The following is a 3,458-nucleotide window of genomic DNA, read 5'->3' as shown; positions in this document are numbered from 1 at the left end:
AGTGATGTGGAACTTTTCCGCACCAGTTTTGAAAATCGTGTACTAACGCTACAAAATAACGATGGCAGTTGGCAGAGTGATGCTTATGTGACAGCTTTAGTTTTGAACTCTCTTCATACCCTGTCGTTAGAAGCCACTAATCCTACTACTAGTGAGCTTTCCTTTGTATTACAAGATAGTGAAACTGGTTCACTTCTCAGTAGCGTTGATATTATTTTAACTTCACAAGCGAATACGCTTAATGCGAAAACAGATAGTAAAGGCCATTTGTTAGTCAGTGATATCCCTGCAGGCAAATATGATATATCAATATCCAAGCAAGGCTATGTATCATTAAATGTAAAAACTAACTTAAGGGTTGGTAATCTAAGCAATCTTGGAACCATAAAGCTATCTAGAAACGATTTAAGTAATACGTCCTTTATCCAAGGAGTAGTAACAAATAGTGTAGATCAATCACCTATTTCCGAAGCGAAAATTAAAATTTATTATGGTACGGAGTCACTAGAGGTTATAACCAATGAAAAAGGAGCCTATCAGCTTTCCGTACCATATTCAGGAACCTTTACGATTGAAGTATATAAGGAAGATCGTAAAATAAGTAGTGGGTCTGGTAGTTTAATTTTCGGTCAGACTTACAATTTTTCACCAGTCATTCAGCCTACGAGTTATAAATCCACTGTATTGTTCGGTAAAGTCATTGATGAGGAAGGCAGGCCAATCAATGGAGCAAAAGTGTTTATCAACAATGTCCACCTTGCCACTTCTTTATCGGACGGTAGCTATAAAATTGATAACTATAAAGTAGAATCTGACTATTGGACAGAATATTTAGAGAGAAATAAGCCGTCAGGGTTTGAAGTTAAGCAAAACTTAGTTATTACAGCTGAATATGAGGGTTATAAATCAATTAATAGGGAGTTTACGGTTAAGGAGAATGAGTTAAACGATCTCAGCACTCTCATTATGTACGCTATAGACCCCAGTCATCCTGATGATACGCCGCCAGGTATGATTCACGGAAAAGTGAATTTTAAGTTTATAGATAAAGATACTAAAGAGCCTATCAACGGTGTCAACTTAACTTATCAGAAAGTAAATAGTAAAGATGAAGTATTCTTTACTGGATTGCTTTATTCCAATCTTTCATATAAGACAGCCTTATTTACTAATGGTAATTGGAACTTCTTCCTGTCAAAGCGTAATTATAAACCGAGCATACCCACCACTTTCAATGTTTCTCCAAATAGTGAGCAAGACATTGTTTTAGAACTAGAAAAGCAAGGTACCGGTAAACTCAATGTTGATATCGTCACAGACGGTGATCAGCAGCCTATATATAACACTACTATTTTAGCAGAGCAGATGGATCATAATGGCAACGTTATCGATACTGTTCGTCTCAAAACGGATTCGGAAAACTCGGACAGTACTTTTGATCTGATAGAGGGAACTTGGCAGATAACAGCTGAGCACGAAGTGTATTTAAGTAGCACGCCCCAAATCGTAAAAATAGACAAAGGAAATACGGCTAATCTCAAAATAGCACTGAGCTATCCAGCTTATCAACTTGATTTTCATTTAGTGGATTCCATAACAGAATCTAATATACCTAATACAAAAGTTAAGATATATAAAGGCAGTACAGATACTATTCTGTATGAGAAATTAACTGATTCAGATGGAATAATCAGCTTAACTGGCGTAACTGCTTCAAACTTGCGTATTGAAATTGAGTCTAGTGAATACCTGAATAGTAAATACTACTTTGACAAGCAATTTACAGAAAAAGGTAATATTGATTTAGGTGAAATCCGTTTACGCCCCAAATCGGCAGAAATTGTACTACCAGATCTAACGATAACTTCTTTAGACAGCCAGCATCTCACAACAGATCAACAGCGTCTGACAACGACTGGTACGCTAAAAGCAACCATTGAAAACAAAGGTAATACCGATCTATTAAGTACGGAGGTAGGTATCACTGCGTTCATTGATGCCAATAAAAACCGTACGCTAGATGATAATGAAAAAATAGTCGGTCGCTCAACTGAGACTTTAGACCTAAATCAAGGCGCTACTACAGAGATTGGCCTAGCTATCAATGGAAAAGTCGATTTCCGTGATGCACCAATTGCCGTGATGATTGACAGTGAGAGCCAAATCGCTGAACGTGATGAAGATAATAATGTTCGATTGACCAGTGATGGTGTTGAGATTAAGCCGCCAGTTGGAACCTTGGAGGTTGAAGAAAAGTGGATGTATGGGTATAAAGCATCTGATGCAGATAGGCCTAGCAACTGGTCTAGTTTTGGTTCTTCAGCTTCGCCCGTTGCAGCGCCATTAGAAGATACTAATGGTGATGGCACTATTGGTCAAGGGGACATATCTTCAATTATTTATAATAACTATTTTAATCAAATGGTAGTTCTTGATGGTTCAACTGGCGAGAAAAAATGGTCGGTTGCAGTCAGTTCGCGGTATACATCACCAACAATTGCTGATATAGATAATGATGGACTCCCAGAGATCATTGTAAATAACGGCTCCCGTATTGAAATTTACTCAAATACAGGAAACCTAAAAAAAACATGGAGCGTGGGAGTAAGCTCAGATTTCTATTCAAATGATATTTTAATAGCTGATTTGAATAAGGATGGCAACTCTGAAATTATTATTGGTAACTCTATTAGCAATTACTCTTCCGGATTAATTACTAGAGGTAAATCTACTGTTCTTGCTATAGCAAATTTAGATGATGATGATATACCAGAATTAGTAACTGATAGAGGAAGCGAAAAAGTTCAGCTTGACGCGAATGGTACTATCACTGGTACTATCCAGTATTTTTCTTATAATAATTCTAGGAGTTTTGCATCTGTTGCTGACGTCACAGGTGATGGTAAACCAAATATTGTCACTACAGGTGATAGTTACTTTACTATTTTAGATGCCACTGGTAAGCAAATCAATAGATTCTATATACCAACTGGAGGTAGAGGCGGTGTACCAACGTTAGCAGATTTTGATGGTGATGGCATTGCAGATATGGGTGTGGCTGGTGCTGCTGCCTATACTGTTATGCGGAATGATGGCAGCATTATCTGGTCATCACCTACGCAAGATCGCTCATCTAATGTAACGGGTTCAAGTATCTTTGACTTTAACAATGATGGTAATTTCGAAGTCGTCTATGCTGATGAGGATTATTTTAGAATATATGATGCACAAACTGGCAGTGTGATATATCAGACGCCAAATTCTTCACACACGGCTCATGAAGCACCCATAGTAGTTGATGCAGATGCAGATGGTCATGCAGACGTTCTATTTGTTTCTAATATTTCAGGAGGAGGAAGAGCTGGACGCACCGCTGGCATCCGCATGATCTCCAGTAAAAACAAAGACTGGGCGAATACACGTAATATTTGGAACCAGTACAGCTATCATGTTACCAA

At 38.0% G+C, this 3,458-nt stretch carries 1 protein-coding gene; it reads left to right on the top strand.

Annotated elements, in window-relative coordinates; translation table 11 throughout:
- On the top strand, positions 1-3,458 hold a 3,458-nt coding region (locus tag JMY02_RS13430), incomplete at both ends, for an FG-GAP-like repeat-containing protein (protein ID WP_201599157.1).

This window comes from Psychrobacter vallis (assembly GCF_904846715.1).
Classification (GTDB): Bacteria; Pseudomonadota; Gammaproteobacteria; order Pseudomonadales; family Moraxellaceae; genus Psychrobacter; species Psychrobacter vallis.
Note: the sequence above shows the minus strand (reverse complement) of the source record. Positions and strands in the feature narration are given on the sequence as shown.